The sequence below is a fragment of the Haloarcula sediminis genome (assembly GCF_035656455.1).
Classification (GTDB): Archaea; Halobacteriota; Halobacteria; order Halobacteriales; family Haloarculaceae; genus Haloarcula; species Haloarcula sediminis.
The window spans coordinates 43,088-60,526 of sequence record NZ_JAYMGA010000013.1 but is presented as its reverse complement, the minus strand read 5'-3'; the positions used below and the strand labels follow the sequence as shown (position 1 = coordinate 60,526).

Genomic DNA, 17,439 nt, shown 5'->3' with positions numbered 1-17,439 from the left:
GCACGGGCTAGCTGTTCTAAAACAGCGAGCGACATGTTCCGTACACTGTCTTCGGAGTCTTCGAGACACGGGAGGAGTGCGTTGACGACTCCGTCGGTAGCCAAGACCGCCCCTCCATTGGCATCTGCTAACTGTTTTAAGGCAGCGAGCGCTGAGGCCCGTACATTGTCTTCGGGGTCTTCGAAAAACGGGAGGAGTGCGTCAACGACTCCATCGGTGGCCAAGACGGCCTCACCATCTGTATTTGCTAACTGTACTAAAACAGCGAGTGCCGTGGTCTGTACATCGTCTTCGGAGTCTTTGAGAAGCGGTATGAGTGCGTCAACGACCCCGTTGGTCGTCAAGACTGCCTCACCATCTGCATTTGTTAAGAAGAGTAAAACAGAGAGCGACATGTTCCGTACATTGTCTTCGGGGTCTTCGAGAAGTGGGAGGAGTGCGTCAACGACTCCGTCAGTTGCCAAGACTGCCTCACCATCCGCATCGGCTAACTGTCTTAGCGTGGTAACGGTAAGAGTTCTAATCTCCCGTCTCGAAGAATCAAGATTGTCAACAAGATTTGAGATAGAAGTTGGATCCAGCGATACCACAAACTGCGGTTCCACAGCAGCAGTTGCCAATATTGTCCGAGTGCAATTAATGCACACCGAGTCGTGTGGATGGTTGATTCGTGACCCGAGCGTAGTGAAGAGATCATTCGGTGCCGTTTCGACGATATGTCCAAGCTGATCAGTGCTTTGAGGGAAGTCAAACAAACTCTCCACGAGTCCACTCACAGCCTCCAACAATGGAGGATGTTCAGACTTGAGTAGCGGGACAACGGCCGAGAGTAGTGCTGCCCCGTCATCGTCAAGACCCTCGTTAAGTGGGCCGAAAACCCCCTCTACCTCATCTTGTGCAAGCGTTTCGAGTACTTCTACGACCGCCGTTTGAATCGACAGTATCCGCTCGGATTGTTCTGGCGCCCGTGCCCGGATATCGCCACTGACGGTTTCGATTCGAGCGGTCTCGGCGGTCAACACGTCGGTGAACGAACCCGGAACGGAGAGTCGGTCGTGCTCGTCCATCACCGAGATCAACCCTTTTGGCTCGTCCTCGGCCAGTCGGTTCAGTGTCTCGGCCGTTGCCTGTCGCTCTTCCAAGGCTGCTAACGTTTCGTCGCGATCGGGCGTCGTGTGGAGGTCGTCGAACAGTTCCTCGATCGAAGTATCGTTGAATTCTGTCATGGGTCGGAATCAGTCCGCGAGGATATCCTCGCCGCGTCCCGCCGGTGCGCTGCCGACGTGGCAGGGTATAGTGTCCCCCAACGTCTGTAGTTCAAGGGTGCCAGTGTCTCGTCCTGCTCCGGCGCAACGGAGAGTCGGGCGAACAGTTCGGCGATTGACGCCTCGCTGAAGTCTTTCATGAGCTGTAATCAAGTGGCGAGGATTTCGAGTTCGGTGAGTTCGTGTACCAGCCGCTCACTCTGTTCGTTTATCGCTTCACGGACAGGTCTGTAGGCACAGTGCCCGTCACCACACCAGCCGGCCGAGAGCAGACACAACGGACAAGTGTAATCCCCTCTGCCCCGGTTAACGGGTTCTTCGACGCGCCTGTACAGCTGTGTCAAGAGCCGGTCACCGACGTACGCTCGTTCCCAGAGCTCGTGGTACGTTTCGTCATCGACAGCATCATCAGGAATGGTGGGGTTGACAAGCCACCGTGCTGACTGCTCGCCATCGACACTCGTCCAGTAGACGAGACCCCCGAAGTTCCCTTCCATCCGGAACGCGTGGTTCAGGATTCGGTCGAGTGGGTCGTCCAGCTCGCGGACGGTGTCGCTAATCTCTGGTTCGTGCGCCGCGCCCGGCGCGTCTATCAGCGGGATGTCCACGTCCCGAACGTGCCCTCTACTGTCGACGTCATTGAGCTCTCGCTGGAGATCCTGTAATACTTTGTCGTACTCGGCCTCAATCGGGTCGTAGGTCAGCTCTTTGAGGGCCCGACGTGCTGCTTCCAATCGGTCTTGGAGGATCGTTCTCAGTTCGGTTGCTTCGAGTGAGACCGAATCGTACCCCTCGACTACGACCGGAGCGACCACGTGCGGGTAATCTAGTGCGGCGTCCGCGACGGCTTGGACGATTGTCGGTTCCCACTCCTGGCCGATCTCTTCGAGGATCTGGTACACCGTCTCGTACCGTTCGGACTCCTCTATCCGACTGGCCAGTAGCCCGCGACGGTGTTCTTCGAGTCCCTCCGCAATCTCGTCGGCGTTGAGATCGTACCGGCGTGCGTACCGCTGCGCGTGCGCTTCGAAGTACCCGGGTTCTGCCATGGTGGTGTTCATCAGATATTGATCGATACTCTCGAGAAACCGCTCCTGGGCCTCGAGGATCTGTCGAGCGACGAGTTGCGCGTAGCCGATCTTTTCCGCCGCGGTACTCGCATCTATATCACCACGTAGGTACTCGAAGAGGCCTCGACGAGCACGTCGCTTGAGCAGTGCGACGTTGCGTGTGAGGCCAAAGCGCTTTCGCGCCCCGTGCAGGAGTTCCTCACCGAGGCCTAGCGCCTCGAACTCAAGGAGTTCGTCCGGATTGTCCGGATCGATGTACAGCGTCAGGCAAGCGATGTCCGGGCGGGCTAAGGCAAGCGTGTCGTGCTCCGGGTCTTCTTCTCCGACTACTGCCACGCTCTCTTCGCCCATCTCGGGTGATAGCTCCGAGACGACAACCAGCCCACCAGTGACACCCGTCGTATATCCGAATCCGTCGGAGAACCACGGGAGCGGCTGTTCATTCATTCCCGTCGTATTCCTCCGCAAGCTCGTTGAGTGCGGTTTGACCCACAGACTCCGGGTGTTCGTCAACCACCTCCCGAATCTGACTTTTAATTTCGCTCACATTCTCACTATCGTCCTCGCTATCATCCGTCGCTGCATCCGGCCCGCCCATGGCGAACCCTCTCCCCCGTCCATTATCAGGATCCAACGGGCCTCCCGGCGCGTCTGGTTCGGCTGCATCTGGGTTCGGCTGTTGGTCGTGATCTTCTGGCGTTATCCCCAGTCGATCCGCGACTGCCTCACCAAGCTCGGTCACCGAATAGAGTGTCGTCTTCGAGTCACCGGACATCTTCTCGAGGACCCCCTTCTCTGCGAGCGTGTTGAGGCTGTCGTAGACGTTGGCTTGACTGGTGCCGCTCTCTTCCATCACAATATCTTTGAAGTCAACTGGGCGTTGATACTGTTCTCTCAGAAGCTCACGCAGTATTACACTGCGCGCGTCCGATGCTTTGACTGAGAGTATACCGTTCGTCAGCTCTTCTTGTGTTGGGTCACTCTGATCAGACATTGGTTGTGTTTACTGGAGCTAGTTGTAACCCCATGCATTTGGACTTGTTTATATCCGACACATTTGACTTTTGGGGAAACTAGAACCTGAATTAGCCAGTACAGCCCTGAGACGTCGGATCGAACTATTATTGGGGATTATGACGGTTCTGAAAGAACAATTCACGACGGTTACAGGGAGAAGTCTGAACGCTGTCGCGCCAGAAGTTTTCACTAATAGATGTATAATATTATGTCAATTGTCGAGTTGAACGAGAGTAAATAATAATTATGGGTAATTTAAAGCGCAGCGAGTAAGTCAAATTCATACAAACAAGAACTACACTCCCAAATACTTATTATACAGGACAAAATATGTCTGAGTGTAAGACAGCAACCAAAGCAACGTTCCAACAGAGGTCAAGGGAGGGATAGAACCCGACGACTACTCCGCGTGCGTGGCGGCTCAGTCCGACCGGCTGCCGAGCACCGGAGTTGAAAGAACCAAGGAAAATCCACGATGACGCGAAAAATCTACGTGATAACGCACGGCGACGGCACGAGATGGGCACTCCAGAAGGCGCACGAACACTTCGCCGCGGTGGGCAAGAGTAACTGCCTCGAGATGATCGCCTTTGACACGGGACCGATCGACCAGTCGAACGTCCCTGACGGCGTTACGACCCAGGTGCTGGCCAACGGCCACCGGTTCGAACGGCGTGCCATCCAGCGAACCGACGATGGAACGGTTCCGTACATGCACGGCGTGTCGCTGGTCGCCCAGTCGGGAGCCGCACGAGAGCGGGCGATCGGACGAGCGAAGGCCGAGTACGACATCGAACAGTACATCCGGCGACTGAAAACCGAGACCCACGCCGATCTGCAGGACAACGAAGAGATCTCCGAGGCAATCATCGTCCCCATGGCCGCGCTCGCGGGCGGAACTGGATCCGGCCAGGCCGTGTACTCCTCCCTCGTCTGCAAGCAGATCGTCCAGCAAATAAAGAATGACAGCGATGTCGACGCAACCGTCCGCCTGGCCGGCGTCATGACGGTCTCGAAGTTGGAGTACCAGCGCCAGACGATGCCGGTCTCCTTCGGCGAGAAGCGACTGAACACGAACAACGCACTCCGCGAACTCCGCGTACTGCAGGGACGCAGCCGGCACGATCCGCCCCGAGAGGTCAAGCTGCCGATGAGTCCCGCCGACGAGGGGGCGCCCGACACGCTCCCGGTCGAGACGCCAGTTCTGGACACGCTCTTTCTCGTGCCGCTGGATGAGGGGAAAGCTCCCGCCACCCGTGTTCACGACGAGGCTCGGGATCACAGAGAGGCAGTGAACCTCACCATCGCGATGCTGCTACTGGCACTGAACGAGATCAGTGTCGACGGACTGGAAAACCCCTTCAAGCCGGACGGCCAGCTCGGCGAGGAGATCCACACGGTCTCGTTCGCCGACGTTCGTGCTCCGCTCGAGGCGGCCAAGGAGTTCCTCCACCAGCAGCAGACGCGTGACAAACTGGCCCAGAAGATGGGGATCGATCCCGAAGACTACGTCCGACTCTCCGAGGTAGCCGACCGGGTCAGTATCGGGCAGTCGGAGTTGCTGGAGCGTCTCCAGAAAACTGACGATCCGCCCAGCATCGTCGACGAGTACGAGATTATCACGCCGGACGGAGACGACGAGGGACGCGAACTCGACGAGCTGTTGGTCGCTCTCGCCGACCAGGTTGCCGACAGTGAGCAGATCCACGAGCTCGTTGCCGAGCGTGGGCTCCTGGAGGCCTTACTCAAGGCGGACTTCGAACCCGGTGTGCTCCCCGAAGCCGTCTCCAAGGGTCCCTTCGTTGAGGTGGCCAAGCAGGGCTTGGAGTGGGTGACCTCGGTCAACCTCGAGAGACAGACCGTCGACGATATCGGCGATAAGGAAGACACTCTGGCGCGGAACGTGGCGACCGGTTCCGGTCCCCGCAACCGGCGGTCGGCGTTCCGCTACGTGTTCCGCAGTACCGTTGAGGCCTACCTCTCGAAACTGGTGGAAGAACACCCCTTCTGGGACGAGAACGCGGCTGCCTTGGCCGAGAAGCGGGAGTGGGTCCCTAACGACGTCCACGGGCTCGATGAAATGGACCCTGAAGAGTGCTTCGAGCGAGGCGTCCGTCCGGCTATCGAGGCCGAGATGACGGACATTGAGGAGAGTCTCGACAATACGAGCCGTGGCCGGGTCCTCAAGCGCCGGAAGCTCCAAAAGGAGCTCGACAAACTGGAGGGTCGTCTCGACGAGCTCGTCGACCTCTACCGCTCCGTCAGCAGTCTACAAAAACTCCACTCCCAGGTTCACGAGTCACAGCTCCCGGAGGCGAAGCGTGGGGTGACCGATACCCGAGACGACATCGAGTCCAAGATCACCGAGTTGCGCAAGGAACGGCGCAAGGAGCGCATCTCGCTGCGGGACGCCCAAGCCGAGCTCGACACCTTCCGACAGAAGCTGGATACGACGGACACGCAGACCGTCGACCGCCTGTCGTTCGATGTCGACTCACTGTCGGACATAGGATCCGAAAGCCTCGAGAACGTAGAAACGATCGCGGAGCTTGAGCGGCGTGGGCTCGTCGACGACGCCCACATCGCCGAGCGCCTAAACCAGATGTTGGTCGACCGGCTTAGAGAACCGCTCACCGACTACGAGCGGAAGAACGCCACGGGAACGCCGACCAACATGCTGGCTCTGCTCACCCACCAGGACAACGAGCCGCTCATGTCCATCGGTGGGGACAAAGCACCCGACGTCGAATCGACCCGTGACACCCAGTTCGACACTGACCTCCCGGTCGGCGGCGTCGACAGGAAGTTCTCTATCGGCCTGCTAGCGATCCACAGCAACGTGAATCTGGCGGACGCCTCCGAACTCCGCTGGATCAACGAACAGCGGTGCATGGGACGCCTCGAGGAGAAGCTTGCGGGCCTCGACGATGTCAGTCGAGACGACCAGGTTGCGTGGCCCGAACTGCTCGCGGACCATGAATCCGGACATGTCGACAGTGAGCGCGTCGAAGCAGACGGTGGAGGTGACTGGTAGTGACCACTGAGAGACGCCTCCCAGTCGTAGCCCTGTTGTCCCTGTTGATGGTCGTGGCTCTCTTCGGGGCCGCGAGCGGGTTGGCGGGCGCGGCGGCCAGCCAGTCGTCGGCCGACGCGGTCAGCGTCCGGACAAGCTACAACGGGACGACGGCCGAACAGCTGATCCGTGTCGTCGTCCAGATCGAGGCCCCTGACACGGCCCTCTCAGACGTCCAGATCCGGACGGACAGCACCCAACAGACGCTCGTCGAACCGTCGAGCTACACGACCGAGGTCGCACCCGGTAACCAGAAGGTGTCGGTCAACCCCAAGCCCAGCGGTGACTTCGAGATCAAGGAGCTGACTCCAGGCGAGCGGGTTACGATCTCGTTCGCGGTCGTTCCGGAGAGATTGGACGAGGCCCGGCTCGATGCCGCGACCGTCCACGTCGACTACGTCAAGCGCGGCCAGCGACTGACGGTCGACCGGGTCGCGACGGCGAACTTGAGTGCGAACCCGTGGTTACAACTCCAGAACGCACAGGAGCAAAACAACGAGCTCGCCGGCCAAGTCGGGCAACAGCGGGTCACGTTCTTCGCGGGACTGGCCGTCGGCCTGGTCGGTATCGCTACGGCTGTTGGGGCGGAGTTCAGGCGACGGAGGCATATCGAGGCGTTCGAAGACGACCTTCGTAGCCAACTCAGCGATGCCTACACCGAACTGGCGGCGACCGAGCAGCCGGTGATCGAGCGGGTTGCCACCCGGCTCGGCGTCGAGCTCAACGACGGTGAACCAGGTCTTGAGACCGGGGCCGACCGCTCCCACAGAGCGAGCCCAGTGTCCGACACGGGATCGGGGGGTGAGGCCCCGACTCCTGGTCCCGTCTCGGACAGCCAGTCCGACGACAACAGTCCGAACACCGACGCAGACTCCGATGACGACGATGACGACGACTTCGACCCCAGCTACCTCTAGTAGGCTCACCGCGCCGCTACCCGCCCTCTCCCCCGACTGACGCTTCACCCCTCCCCTCAAACGATCCTTCCACCGGAGTACACCGACCAAAGGCGGTAATCGACGTCCCAGACACGACGCCAGTCAGACGTAGACCGATATCAATCAGACGATGAGTGGACACGAACGCCATCTCCAGATCGGACTCGCTACGCATGCAGCAATCGTCTTGCCGGGCCTCGCGGTAGCACTGGCAGGATCGAACCCCCTAGCACTCGTCGCCGCCGGGACGGCACTCCCATTCACCCTCGCGGGCTCTGTCGCACCTGACGTCGACCACCACTCGAGTAAGGGGTACGCGGTTGTCGTCAGCTACGGCCCGGTCGTGGTCGCAGCTGTTGTCGCAGCGGTGGTGTTTCACCATCGGGAGGGACTGATCACACTTTGCCGAGCGCTTCCGGTGACGGCGAGTCCGGAGTTCCTGGCCGGCCTCGGGTACGCCGTCGTGGTGAGGGCCGTGTGGCGCGGAACGGCAAAACTAATCCGTACTCTCCGCCCTCCCCACCGGACGGTCACGCATCGTCTGTCCACGTGGGTCGTGGTCGTCCTCGTCGGCGGTAGTCTCCTCGCGAGCGCCTACGCTTCGCTCGGCCTCGGAGACGTGGTCCCGATTGCGTGTGTCCACTGTGGCGCGTTCCTAGCCGGTGTGGCCAGCCATCTGTACTGCGACGGGATCGTCAAACTGCCCGATCTGTCCGGCGAGTAACGCCGGGTGGGCCCATCTCACGTCCTCCGAATCACGGCTGTAGACCAGCCACGACTCCGGTGACGATTTTCTCGAAAGCGTTCCTCCGGTGCCGTCGTGGGAACTCGAGTTGGATACACCGGTCGCTCCCTCACGCAGCCAGTTGACGAAATTCTTCCCTGTCGTCCCCATGTTCGCGCCCGCATCGTGCCGGAACCGGACATCGGCGTCCGGGAGTGTCTCCGACAGTTCCTGGGCCATTTGACGCCGTGTCTCGACCGGTGCCGTCCCGCCGACAGAGACGTACGGCTCTCCGTGCCCGTGGAGCGATACGGTCATCTGGTACCGGTCGTCTGCGATCCGACGGAACGCTGGATACGCCGCCGGATCGAGGTTCGAGGAGTGTACATGGTACTGGTCGAAGGTGTCGGAACCAAATCCGTAGAGTTGCCAGCAGCTGCTTGCGACGCAGTTGCACGCATACGTTCGTGGACTCGTTCGGCTATTTCCCCTGTTCTCGGTTCGACCTTCCCAGCGTGCGGTGCGGCCACCAAGGGTTGGTCGCCATGCCGGTCGTGAGCCTCGGCAACCCCCGCCGTTTCACGGGCCGTCGTCACGTTTGGGGCCGTCGGCACGATTGTCCCGATCTTGACGGTATCGCCGACCGACAGCTCGAGGGGGTCGCGACCGGTACGTGAGAGACGCAGGTCGGTGTCGGGGTCCTCGTGAATCTCCCAGAGCGTATACGCACCGTTCGCTCCTGCCATCGTAGTGAGCCGTATCTGTCGTTTCGGCTGGACTTGGAGCCGCCAGGTCAGTCGTGGTGAGAGCGAGACGTAGTGGTGGCTGTGTGCGAGGACGGCTGGGTATCGGTGATGTCGCCGACGGTCGCTTCGACCATCGGCCACGACTCTACCCGCCAGTGACAAGAACGGTTCGGACAGCCCGGTCGCCTCGTCACTCCGCCGGCTGTTCCGTGCTAGGCAGTACACTGAAGACCGTTCCGCTCGACTTAGATCCAGAGCGATGGTCGACGCCCAGCAGACGGACGGTGTTTACACCGATGGACGAGACTGACGACCTCCCGACAGTCCGGACAACTGCCTCTTCGTGCCAGGACTGTGGGCGTCAAATTGTCGGGTCATATCACGGTGGTGGAGGCTGTGACGGGCTCGTCGTGGCCGTCGACGGCCAGTTGCAGTGTGCCGATTGTGGTACCAGAATCGAGCCGACCGCGCGGTGCCCCGAGTGTGGTGGCACGACCACGACCGATACGACCAACGTCGTCGTCTCGCATAGGCCACGTTGTTCAGCCGGTGAGATTGAGAGCGGGCTGGTCGAACGCCTCCAAACCAATGTCGTAGATGATCTCGTCCACGACCCTGACCTTTCGGCGACTGCTCGATCACACGTCGACGCCGTCGTCGAAGCCCGCTACTTCGGTACAGGGGCCGACCGGCGGAGCCTCTCCGACCGTCTCGAGGCCACAACAGATAATCTGCTGGCATACGGGCTCTCGACACTCGAGGTGTACCCCGATGCGCGGGACGTTGACGACGTTGTGGCTAACCTATGCCGTTCGCTGTCCACCGAGAATCTGGACGACCCCACTTACACACACTTCGGGGTCGGTGCGAGACCAACGCCGCGAGGCGGCGTCCATGTAGCTGCTGTCGGGGCCAAGCGTAGCGTTCGGATGCCCGGCGAGCTGGACCCTACCGAGCTGGAGCGTACGATCCACCGGGAAACGAACCGTCGACGAGCCGACCACGGGATTGGGCAGTTGGCGTCCGACCACCATCTCGCCGGGATCGCGCGGGGACACAGCCGCACCATGGCCACTAATGGGTTCTTCGCACACACGACGCCTGAGGGCCAGACGACCAGCGACCGGTACGAACGGGCAGACTACGACGGTCGCCGAGCCGGTGAGAACATCATAAAGCAGCCTGTCGCAGCGGGAACGTCGGCAGGAGAGGTGGCAGCGGATGTCGTCGACGGTTGGATGGACTCGCCGGGTCACCGAAAGAACATCCTCAAGCAGGCCTTCGAGCGGGAAGGAATTGGCGTCTACCAGGCAGCCGAGGGGCCAATCTTCGTCACTCAGAACTTTGGGTGAAACTATCCACGTCGATAGCTGCCGATCTTCCACCTAAGATTGGACAGCGACTGTTCGACGGCCGTTGAGCGAGTTGCTGGTCCCCGAGTGTACCGATGTCACAACTCGTCGTCGTGGATGTCTGCAAGATGCTGTCTGAGATCTCGAGCGAATTCGATCACTATCTCCACCAGTTCTGTATCCATCGCTGGATCGATGTCGACCGTTACGCGTCCCGGTGAAGAGACATCGTCGGGATTAGGTTCGATGACGACGTCGGCGTGCTCGAACTGGCCGAGTTCTTCGTCCGATATGTCTTCGTCCATCGCACTATCGTCCGAGGGTCGGAACACCGAGGTGCTAAGACGCCGATATCTTTCACGCTCGTGTTCGAGCCAGTGTTCAATCGTCACCTCCCAGACGTAGTCAATCTTCTCGCCATCCGTTAGACTGGTGTCCGAATCGGAGTCGTCTTCCGATTCGTCGATATCCATTGTCTCCGTGAGCTGTTCCCCTTGTGACTCGTATCCAGGGCCTTGTTCCCCGAAGACGGTGAGCGACTCGTCGTGCCCCTTTACTGACAGGGACTCGTAGTCGCCGGCCTGAGCAAGTTGACTCTCTAATTTCAGCAGCCGGTCGGCGGGCGTCTCCGTGTCCTCCGCGTCGAGTTCTGCTTCCTCGATGTCGATCCGCCCAATATGATCGCGGATCTCGTCTGGTGAAACCAACGTCATATCGCTCTGTGAGAGGCGCCATAACGATTCGACGACACGCTCTTGGACGGTAGTGTCGTCGGAGTGGAGTCGTTCAATGACTCCTTCGGTGAGGCGTCTCGCTTCACTCGGCGCATCCTCTCCGAGTGCGACCGTCATCTTGGTCGCGTACGCACGGAACACATACAGATCGTGGACGAACAGGTCGACCAGCTTGTCTTGAGATACCTCTAACGTGGCCCGGTCGATTCTCATTATCGTGGTGAGTGTGAGTGCGGCCAGTGCTTGGACAGCGCGTTCGTTACTGTCCTCTGTTAGGTCGGACAGTGTACTAAGGCGGTCTCTAAGCACCTGAGGTTGTTCTCGACCGACCGAGCCCAAGGCGACGATAGAGCAGGCTCTGACAGCCGCATTTTCGTCTGTCAGGGAAGTTAGGAAGGTATCTACCTCGGGTTCGACCGCTGTGGGCATCTCTATTGCGGTAAGGGCGAGTGTCTGCGTAGCGTCCCCTCGAACTGTCGGATCGTCCATGTCGGATATTTCTGCCGCCAACCTGTCGACGATGGGTTGGATAGCCTCGGGAGACTCCTGTCCTATCTGTGCGAGTATCTTGACGATGTCCGCAACGATGTCAGGCTCCTCGTTGCCGAGATACCCACCGAGGATTTTCACGGCAGTCTCGGCAACGTCGGGATGTTGAGCCGACACGTACCCCAGTCCGGATATCGATGTCTCCCTAACTTCTGGGTCGTCATCATCATCCAATTGCTCCCCGAGTACGTTGATCAGTTCGTCTGGGTTGCTAATTCCTCCGATAGTGACGAGTGCCGAAATCGTTCGAGAGCGAACTTCGGAATTTTCGTCTGCTAGACGGTGTCGAAGTTCATCTGGGACTGTTTCTGTGGGGCCCGGTCGCCCACTCCGGAGCTTCTCGTGGGCGACGACTGCTGACGCCCGAACATCTGGGTCGTCGTCACGGAGGAGTGGCACGACCTCGTCGGTCGACACTGGGGGGTCGGCCAGGTTCTGACTAATGTCGCCCAAAGCGGCTACAGCGTTCCCGCGCATGCTCGAATAGTTATCTCCGAGATGCTCACGCAGCTCTTCGACGGCGGGTCGCACTTCTTCTGGATACTCCCTTGCGGTAATACCTAAGGCTCGGGCGGCTTGGGCCCGTACATCTGGCTCCTCATCCGTGAGGCACCCGATGAAAGTATCTATCCGCTCTGTTGCTGCCATTGTCTTCTTTTCTGCGCTATCAGCGAAAAATTTGATAGCATGCCTTCGAATTTCTGGGCCCCCCTCACTCAGAGCGCGGGAAAAAATATCTCCGACCGAGGCAGTCCGGTTTGGATCGTTTTTGGCGATATCAGCCAACGCGAGGGCGGCGTTGTTCCGAACGGTGTCGTCTTCGTCGGCTAATCGCTCTTCTATATCTGTTAGTGGTGACTCAATAGCCTCTGGGTGTTCTGAACCCACTCCACCGATCGTCCACAAGGCGTGTGCCCGCACCGAGGAATCGTCGTCAGAAACAAGACTACGAACGTCGTCTGTGGCCTTCCGAACCTCTCCGGGAGCTTCGGCCGAAATCTTCGCTAAGGCTGCTGTGGCGTACGAACGGACTTCTGAGTCCTCATCGAAAAGTACCTCCCGTAGAGCGTCAACTGTCGTCACAGCAACCTGTGGGGACTCCTCGGCGATCTCACTCAGAACATTGCCCACAGCTCGTCTCACCTCTTTATCCTCATCGGTGAGCATGCTTTGGAGGTTACCGACCAGTGGCTCTACGAGATCAGGTTCCTCCCGAGCTATGATCCACGAGGCGATAGCGGCTCGTTGCCGGATACCCGGTTCTGTGTCTTCCAGCCGCGACTGTAATTCGTCGAAAGCCGATAACACTGCTTCTGGTTGCTCAAAGCCGATATCGAAGAGAGCCTGGATAGAATTTTCTCTGACGGTCGAATTCTGGTCGTGCAGTAGTTGTTGGAGACTTCTCACGACCGACTCGGGAATGTCTGGTGCGTGCTTTACCGTCCGGCCGAGCGTTTCTGCTGCCCTTGCTCGTGTCTCGTCACTTTCATCCTCTAATCTCGCTTCTAGTTTCTCGATAGCCGGCGTGACTTCTTCCGGCTCTTCTCTCGCCACGGCCCTCATTACAGCAGTGGCGACTTCTCGCACGTCCGGCTCGTCGTCGTCCAATACATCCATGATATCATCGAGATAGGGGAGTATGCTCTCGTAACGTTGTGTGGACACTGCTGCGAACGTTAGCAATGCAATGAATCGTACCGTGACTTTGTCGCCGTAGATTAACTCGTGCAAGTCATCCAGAGCAGGCTCTACATCTTCCGGATAATCGACAGCAATATGAGCCAACGATTTCGCGGCTAGCTTTCGGATGTTGTCGTCCTCGTCTTCAAGCAGTTCTCGGAGTTCTCCGATTAGGTGAGTGACTAGACCTGGGTCCGACTCTGCTATCTCTTCGGTGATATTTACAGTAGCCCTCTTAACGTATGTTTCATCTGCGATGAGATATTGTCCGATATCTTCAAAGCTATCTAAAACACGTTCTGGATTTTCCTCGGATATGAGAGCTAGACAATATAACGCATTCCTCCTGGTATCAGACTCATCATTGAGGAGTTCAGTCAGCGGGTCTGAAGCGACTGCGATTGCTTCTGGGTGTGCCTTCCCGATGTCTGATAACGCCGCAGACGCGTTCCTCCGCACGCCTCCAGAATCATCAGATAACTGGTCACAGAGTGCCTCTATAGCCGAAATAACCGAGTCTGGAGAATGCCGCCCGAGATGCCCAATCGTAGCCGCTGCGAGGCTCCGGATCTCTGCATCCTCGTCTTCAAGTCGATCAATTAAGCTGCCAACAATCGGTTCGATCACTTCTGGTTCGTCGTCCACCAGCATCCTAGCCGCCGCGATAGCGTCAAACCGTATCCACATCTCCTCTTCACCGAGTAGCTCCCGCAACTGGTCAGGGTTAGGCGGGTCAACCGTCAGCTCAGGAACGTTGCTGTTCAGGAACGACAGTGAACGTACTGCTGCTGCCTGAACAGATTTAGCATTGTCTTCGAGGTTGTTACGGACCTCGTCAGCGATTGACGGAGCTTGATCTGGTTGACTATTACCGTATGTTGCAAGAACTCTGACCGCTTTTTCTCGCACTTCGCGATCTGGATGAGTGAGCAGGTCCTGTATTGTGTCGATCACCGGTTCGATGGCACGAGGCTCCTCATCGATTAATTCTTTCAGAGCACGCACAGCTGAAACAGCGACTTGCGGGTCGTCGTCTGTAAGCAACCGGCGCAGCCCAGGGGCTGTAGGGGTGACCGTGGCTGGTGTCTCCTCGGCGGTCACCTTGATCGCCAACGCTGCACCCCTACGGACAGTTGGATCGGCGGCATCGAAGTTTCGCGCGATCTGGTGCTGGTACGCTGCAACGGTTTCGGGATCCTGCTTCGACACGGAACCGAGTGCCACGTTTGCGATGCCTGCCACGTCTGGATCGCTGTCGAGTAGCTTTCCAAGGACATCGACAATCGATATGACTTCCTCGGGATGAGAGTCGGCCAGAATTGCTGCCGCCCGTGTCAGCTGCTTCCGTGCTCGTCTGTCGTGGATTTCGATACCGGGGTCATCGGCTGACCCGGCTGTCGTCTTCGGCGAAGTGAGGGTTTCGAGTGTCTGCCCAATCTCGTCGACGAAGTCTACGATCGTCTCCGACGACACACTGGCAATCTCTGCTAACGCCAACGCGCTCTCGGACCGGAGACGCGCCGTTTCCACCGAATCACCGTCTACGAGGATGCCCTCAACGAACATCTCGGCACTTTCTGAACGGGCCTCGGGGTCACGCACGACCTCCACCACCTCACGTGAAATATTCTCCCTCTCAGATGGCATCTGTAATGAATATACCGAGAGGTAACATGCCAGATATTTAAACCCGAACGTTAGATCGAGTGAAATATTCGCCGGGGCACGCTGGACTTCGAACTGCTTGGCTTCGACGCTGACCACGAAACCGGATAGTTGGGACTGGGACAGTCAAAGTCTCAGCCTCACGACCACCTGCCGCCCCGAAACACTCTAGGAGCAGTAGCTAGTCATCCTGACACGAGCAGCGATGACTGACCGCACTGCACCGGCTGCCACGAAGCAACTGCGACGCGAAATAGCGTCGACGCTTAGGCTGGATGCGTTCGACGCCGAGGCCTACCACGACCGGCCCTACCTCCGGGCGGCCCTCGAGGCGGGCTTCGACGTCGCCGAACTCGCGACGGCCCACGACGTCTCCAAGAAATCCATCTATCGAGCCATCGACCGGCACGACCTCACACGAGAGCAACCGCCCCGGAACGGGACTGCCCGCTGGCTCTGGAACGCACCCCTGGATGCGGTCCCGGGGGATGACTGATGGGCGCGATCGACACCGCTGTCCCTGACGACCCGGACGGCACCGTCGACGGCGAGCTGGTCCAGACCATCGAGGCCGTCGAGGAAGGCGACTTTCTCGTACTCAACGGTGACTCCCGCACCTGGGAGGTGACCGACGTCGTCGACCGGCCTATCGAGGAGCCAGCTGACGACCGCCAGTCCAAGCGCGTACTCCGACTCGCAAGTCGGTACGCCACCTTCGGTCTGGAGCTCGTCGAGTATCTCGACTGCCACGAGGCAACTATCCACGTTCTGGAGACCAACGACCGCTACGAGGCCGACCAGACGTACGCCGTCGACGCTGTCTAGGTGCTGGACCAGCAGGTCCCGTGGGTGGTCGTCGGGAACGGGTCGACGTATCACTTTCCCGACCCACACGCGGCCGCCTACGGCGAAGCCGCACCCGCCTGTGGGGTCGACAATGCGGACGACAGCTTCCGGATTACCCGCATCAACACGGTCTATCCCGCCTACTGCGGGTGTCGGGACTGCCTGCGCCACGCCAAGCCCGTCGAACTGCAGCCGGTCCACTGTCCGAAGTGCAACAAAGCGATCTGCCACGGGCTCTTCCAGGAGGTTGAGTTCACTGCCGTCGACAGGCTCTCAATCACGTGTCCGCGGGAGTGGTGTGACTTCGACGGTGTCGTCGAGCTCACTGTCGAGCGCTAACCCTGGGGGTATGGTGTCCGATGTGATGCGCGCTCGATAAACCATACCTGGCTATACGGAATCTCTGAACGTCCTACAGTGATTGCTACAGGAAATTCTATAGGTGTTCCTATATGGCACTCAAGTACTAATCGCGTAAGATATCATGAGAGAGAAGCCGACATCCCGTTCATGCGAAATCCGAAGTACAAATCCTGTGATGGTCTGATGTATGGGAATTACTCCCGAGCCTCCAATGTGGACCACGGGTACAGATCATCGGAAATTAGGAAATCTTCGAACTGTCTGAGCAGCTCATTTTTAGTATTTTGCACGACTACAGCGGGGTCAGAAGCTGAACAGTCGTTAACAAAAATAGCCTTCTTGAAATCTGTTCCGCCAGCTCTCACGGCATTTTTATTCCCTCCTTCGAGCCAACTGCGCATCTCCGCTGGATCATCGGTCCTCGGGACGCCCTCTTTCCACTGATTGAGGCTGTTCATCGAAGCCCAGAGTTGTAACTCCCTCTCGCCGGCATACTCAATAAGCTCCTCAAGTGAATCGGCGACGTACTCCCGGTGAGACTTGATCTCTCTTAGATTAAATACGATCCCAGCATGGACTTCGTGAGTCTCTGTATCTACGGTTGCCGTCAGGTAAGATCGCTGGCGTTTCCAGGTATCATCACGCGACTCTCGAACAAACGGGATGTCAAGCCGCTTCGGTACGAGTCGCTTCCACGAGGACGGTTCTGGATCCTTTGTCGTTGAAGTATTCACCTTTCCGGGATTCTCAATCGCTGTCTGGTCCAGTTCTTGACGAAGGTCCCTGATGAAGTACCGATACTGTAACTTGTCATGGTGATCGAAGCCTGTGAACGGGTGCATATCTTCTGCCTCAAAGAGGTCCTGCAGCATCCTGAGGACGGGGCGTTGCTCAGCTTGGATGTCGGTCTCCTCAATGTGGGTGAGTTGCCGAGAGATGTTTGACCAGCTGATCCAGTGGACAGGATCGTCTTCAAATCTGCCCAGGATCCTTGGACGTGTCGTGTGCGGAGTAACCGTGATAAGTATGACATCCCGCCCCTCTGCGTTCAATTCTAACTTGTCGAGTTCATCTTCCAACTGATTACTACTAAGGGAGTCTCCATACTTCGATTCGTAGCCAACGAGTTTGTCTCTGTCAGCAATAACCCAGTCAATTTCTCGGTCAGTCCCGGTGTCAGTGTAACGCTGTAGCGGTGCGTTCTGATGAGCGACTACCGTCGCCTCCTCTGAAAATGAAATCCCCAGATCCTCGTGGAGACTATTGAGAAGCTCGGGGCCGATCTGGAGGCTATAATAGATGTATCCAGAGAACTGCTGATTGAGACGTTCCTCGTACCCATTTGGAGACGAGAAGGGATACACCATCTGCTTAAACCAGACTGGTACGAGTAATTAAACGTTCGGCCCTGTGGTGC

At 58.4% G+C, this 17,439-nt stretch carries 12 protein-coding genes; 7 read left to right on the top strand and 5 right to left on the bottom strand.

Annotated elements, in window-relative coordinates:
• From VJ162_RS17610 to VJ162_RS17600, 3 genes are all read right to left on the bottom strand, one after another.
• Positions 1 to 1,226 (bottom strand): HEAT repeat domain-containing protein (locus VJ162_RS17610; protein ID WP_324666093.1); only part of this gene is annotated, 1,226 nt, incomplete at its 3' end.
• Positions 1,227 to 1,414: 188 nt separating this feature from the next.
• A complete protein-coding gene (locus VJ162_RS17605; protein WP_324666092.1) occupies positions 1,415 to 2,782 on the bottom strand; it encodes a hypothetical protein in 1,368 nt (455 codons plus the stop codon).
• A complete protein-coding gene (locus VJ162_RS17600; RefSeq protein WP_324666091.1) occupies positions 2,775 to 3,329 on the bottom strand; it encodes a hypothetical protein in 555 nt (184 codons plus the stop codon). Before VJ162_RS17600 ends, VJ162_RS17605 begins: the two co-directional genes overlap by 8 nt.
• 498 nt (positions 3,330 to 3,827) lie before the next feature.
• On the opposite strand from VJ162_RS17600, the gene VJ162_RS17595 reads away from it, so the two are divergent.
• The 4 genes from VJ162_RS17595 (at position 3,828) to VJ162_RS17580 (ending at position 10,185) form a co-directional block, all read left to right on the top strand.
• A complete protein-coding gene (locus VJ162_RS17595) occupies positions 3,828 to 6,386 on the top strand; it encodes a hypothetical protein (protein ID WP_324666090.1) in 2,559 nt (852 codons plus the stop codon).
• Entirely contained in the window at positions 6,386 to 7,342 is a 957-nt protein-coding gene (locus tag VJ162_RS17590; RefSeq protein WP_324666089.1) for a hypothetical protein, read from the top strand. The genes VJ162_RS17595 and VJ162_RS17590 overlap by 1 nt, the downstream gene beginning before the upstream one ends.
• 151 nt (positions 7,343 to 7,493) lie before the next feature.
• Positions 7,494 to 8,087 (top strand): hypothetical protein, encoded by a 594-nt coding sequence (locus VJ162_RS17585; protein ID WP_324666088.1) that lies wholly within the window; start codon positions 7,494 to 7,496, stop codon positions 8,085 to 8,087.
• A gap of 1,042 nt (positions 8,088 to 9,129) precedes the next feature.
• Complete coding sequence (locus VJ162_RS17580; protein WP_324666087.1) at positions 9,130 to 10,185, top strand: CAP domain-containing protein; 1,056 nt, start codon at positions 9,130 to 9,132, stop codon at positions 10,183 to 10,185.
• 98 nt (positions 10,186 to 10,283) lie between these two features.
• On the opposite strand, the gene VJ162_RS17575 is transcribed toward VJ162_RS17580, so the two are convergent.
• Positions 10,284 to 14,912 carry a sister chromatid cohesion protein PDS5 gene (locus VJ162_RS17575; RefSeq protein ID WP_324666086.1) on the bottom strand — a complete coding sequence of 1,543 codons (4,629 nt, stop codon included), beginning with the start codon at positions 14,910 to 14,912 and terminating at the stop codon, positions 10,284 to 10,286.
• 106 nt (positions 14,913 to 15,018) lie between these two features.
• On the opposite strand from VJ162_RS17575, the gene VJ162_RS17570 reads away from it, so the two are divergent.
• Genes VJ162_RS17570 through VJ162_RS17560 form a run of 3 tightly spaced genes read left to right on the top strand, consistent with a single transcriptional unit; the run spans position 15,019 to position 15,998 of the window.
• Positions 15,019 to 15,309, top strand: a complete 291-nt coding sequence (locus VJ162_RS17570; protein ID WP_324666085.1) for a hypothetical protein — start codon at positions 15,019 to 15,021, stop codon at positions 15,307 to 15,309.
• Complete coding sequence (locus VJ162_RS17565; protein WP_324666084.1) at positions 15,309 to 15,638, top strand: hypothetical protein; 330 nt, start codon at positions 15,309 to 15,311, stop codon at positions 15,636 to 15,638. Before VJ162_RS17570 ends, VJ162_RS17565 begins: the two co-directional genes overlap by 1 nt.
• A complete protein-coding gene (locus VJ162_RS17560; RefSeq protein WP_324666083.1) occupies positions 15,639 to 15,998 on the top strand; it encodes a hypothetical protein in 360 nt (119 codons plus the stop codon).
• A gap of 218 nt (positions 15,999 to 16,216) precedes the next feature.
• Here VJ162_RS17560 and VJ162_RS17555 read toward each other — a convergent pair whose 3' ends face one another.
• Positions 16,217 to 17,389, bottom strand: a complete 1,173-nt coding sequence (locus VJ162_RS17555) for an ATP-binding protein (protein ID WP_324666082.1) — start codon at positions 17,387 to 17,389, stop codon at positions 16,217 to 16,219.
• Between the last annotated feature and the right edge of the window lie 50 nt (positions 17,390 to 17,439).

What these genes read in the sequence shown, in the direction of transcription:
- VJ162_RS17600 (WP_324666091.1), bottom strand. Translation starts at nt 3,329, where the DNA reads ATGTCTGATCAGAGTGACCCAACACAAGAAGAGCTGACGAACGGTATA.
- VJ162_RS17570 (WP_324666085.1), top strand. Translation starts at nt 15,019, where the DNA reads ATGACTGACCGCACTGCACCGGCTGCCACGAAGCAACTGCGACGCGAA.
- VJ162_RS17565 (WP_324666084.1), top strand. Translation starts at nt 15,309, where the DNA reads ATGGGCGCGATCGACACCGCTGTCCCTGACGACCCGGACGGCACCGTC.
- VJ162_RS17595 (WP_324666090.1), top strand. Translation starts at nt 3,828, where the DNA reads ATGACGCGAAAAATCTACGTGATAACGCACGGCGACGGCACGAGATGG.
- VJ162_RS17585 (WP_324666088.1), top strand. Translation starts at nt 7,494, where the DNA reads ATGAGTGGACACGAACGCCATCTCCAGATCGGACTCGCTACGCATGCA.
- VJ162_RS17580 (WP_324666087.1), top strand. Translation starts at nt 9,130, where the DNA reads ATGGACGAGACTGACGACCTCCCGACAGTCCGGACAACTGCCTCTTCG.
- VJ162_RS17605 (WP_324666092.1), bottom strand. Translation starts at nt 2,782, where the DNA reads ATGAATGAACAGCCGCTCCCGTGGTTCTCCGACGGATTCGGATATACG.
- VJ162_RS17555 (WP_324666082.1), bottom strand. Translation starts at nt 17,389, where the DNA reads ATGGTGTATCCCTTCTCGTCTCCAAATGGGTACGAGGAACGTCTCAAT.